1 protein-coding gene and 1 pseudogene are annotated in these 2,034 nt (G+C 75.1%); both read right to left on the reverse strand.

Annotated elements, in window-relative coordinates; genetic code table 11:
• Window positions 1-472 (reverse strand): annotated as a pseudogene (locus HMPREF0731_RS24595) (thiol reductant ABC exporter subunit CydC); the annotation flags it as partial.
• 163 nt (window positions 473-635) lie between these two features.
• Window positions 636-2,034 (reverse strand): thiol reductant ABC exporter subunit CydD (cydD, locus tag HMPREF0731_RS20155; RefSeq protein WP_007006068.1); only part of this gene is annotated, 1,399 nt, incomplete at its 5' end.

Raw genomic sequence — 2,034 nt, forward strand, 5'->3', positions numbered from 1 at the left:
CGCCGGGCGCCAGCAGCGGCGGCAGCGCCAAAGCCAGGGCCAGTGGCAGGGCGACGATGATGGCCAGGCCCGGCCCGGCCACGCCCAGCAACAGCCCGACCGCCAGCACCACGGCCAGCGCCGCCACGCCAGGGACCAGGGCGCGCAGATAAAGGCCGTCCAGCGCCTCCACATCCGTCACCAGCCGGCCCAGCAGGTCGCCGGCGCGGCGCAGGCCTAGGCCTGCCGGCAGACGCTCCGCCAGGCGGCGGAAGAACCAGATGCGGGTGTCGGCGAGCGCCCGGAAGGTGGCGGAATGGGTGACCAGCCGCTCGGCATAGCGGGCCAGCGGGCGGGCGGCCATCAGGGGGCGCAGCAGCAGCAGGGAGCCGACAGCGACACCGGTCAGCGCGCCGGTGCGCAAGCCTTCCGACACGCCACGGCCGGCAAAGCCCAGCAGCGCCACACCGGCCAGCGTGGCCAGCACCGCCATGGCCGCACCCGCCCACAGCCAACCGCGGCGGGCATGCCAGAGGCCGAGGACACGGGAGAGATCGGTCAGCATGACAATCCCAGACAGAAAAAAACGGGGCTCCGCCCCGAACCCTGCCGGGGGGACAGGGTCCCCCCGGACCCCGCCATCAGCGGGAATATCCTCACTCGCCGGCCATGCGGGCCACACCCGCACGGCCCGCCTCCAGCTCGATGACACGGCCGAAACGGCCGCGCAGCGCCGCCGAATGCGTGGCGATCACCGCGGTGCGGCCAGCACACAGGCGGCGCAGGCTGTCGATCAGCTCGGCCTCGGTGGCCGGGTCCAGATGCGCCGTCGGCTCGTCCAGCAGCACCAGCGGCGCATTGCGCAGGAAGGCCCGCGCGATCGCCACGCGCTGCGCCTGGCCGCCGGACAGGCCGAAGCCGCCCTCACCCACCTGGGTGTCCAGACCCTGCGGCAGCGCCTCGGCGAACTCCATGACCCGCGCGGCGCGGGCAGCGGCCTCGATCTCGGCCGCGCTCGCCTCGGGGCGGGCCAGCGCGATGTTCTCGCGGATCGTGCCGCGGAACAGATGCGCCTTCTGGCCGACATAGGCCGAAAGGCGGCGCAGCTCCTCCGGCCGCAGCGCCGTGGCGTCGCGCCCGTTCAGCGCGATGCGCCCGGTATCGGGGCGGCGGAAGCCCATCAGCAGCCGCAGCACCGACGACTTGCCCGAGCCCGACGGCCCGGCCAGCACCAGCGCCTCCCCCGGCATCACCCGGAAGGAGAGGTCGGTCAGCGCCGCGCCGCGCGCGGCGTCATAGGTCAGGCCCACCCCCTCGAAGGTGACGACGACGCTGGGCGGGATCTCCGCCAGCTTCAGCCCCTCCGGCTCGGCCGCATCCGCCAGCAGCGGCGCCAGCGCGGCGGCGGCGCCCTGGGCGGCCATGCGCTCGTGATAGGCGGCGGAGAAGGCGCGCAGCGGGGCGAAGAAGCCCGGCACCATCAGCAGGCAGAACAGCGCCGCCTGCGGGTCCGGATGCCCGCCCACCAGCAGATTGCCATGCCGCCAGGCCAGGCAGCCCAGCACCAGGGCGAAGATCACCTCCAGCACCAGGCCGGAGAGGAAGGCCACCCGCAGCACCTTCATGGTGCGGTGGCGGAGGTCGTCGGCGGCGGCGCCGAGGGCGGCGGCCTCCGCCTCCTGCCGGCGGAACAGCACGATCTGCGGCAGGCCGCGCATGCGGTCGAGGAACCGGCCCGAGAGGGCCTGCAGCGCGTCGAACTGGCGGCGGCTGGCCAGCGCCGCGCCGATGCCGGTCACCGCCATGCCGACCGGCACCATGGCGCCGGCCACCAGCAGGATCAGCCCGCTCAGCGCATCCTCGGCGGCGACGGCGAGCGCGATCAGCAGCGGGCCGAGCCCGGCCAGGATGGCGGCCGGCAGCCAGCGGGCGAAATAGCCGTCCAAAGCCTCCACCCGGTCCACCACCAGGGCGGCGCGCTCCCCCACCGGGCGCTCATCGGCGGGGCCGAGGGCGAGCAGGCGGGCGAAGGCGCGGCGGCGCAGGCTGGCGCGC

This window comes from Pseudoroseomonas cervicalis ATCC 49957 (assembly GCF_000164635.1).
GTDB lineage: Bacteria > Pseudomonadota > Alphaproteobacteria > Acetobacterales > Acetobacteraceae > Pseudoroseomonas > Pseudoroseomonas cervicalis.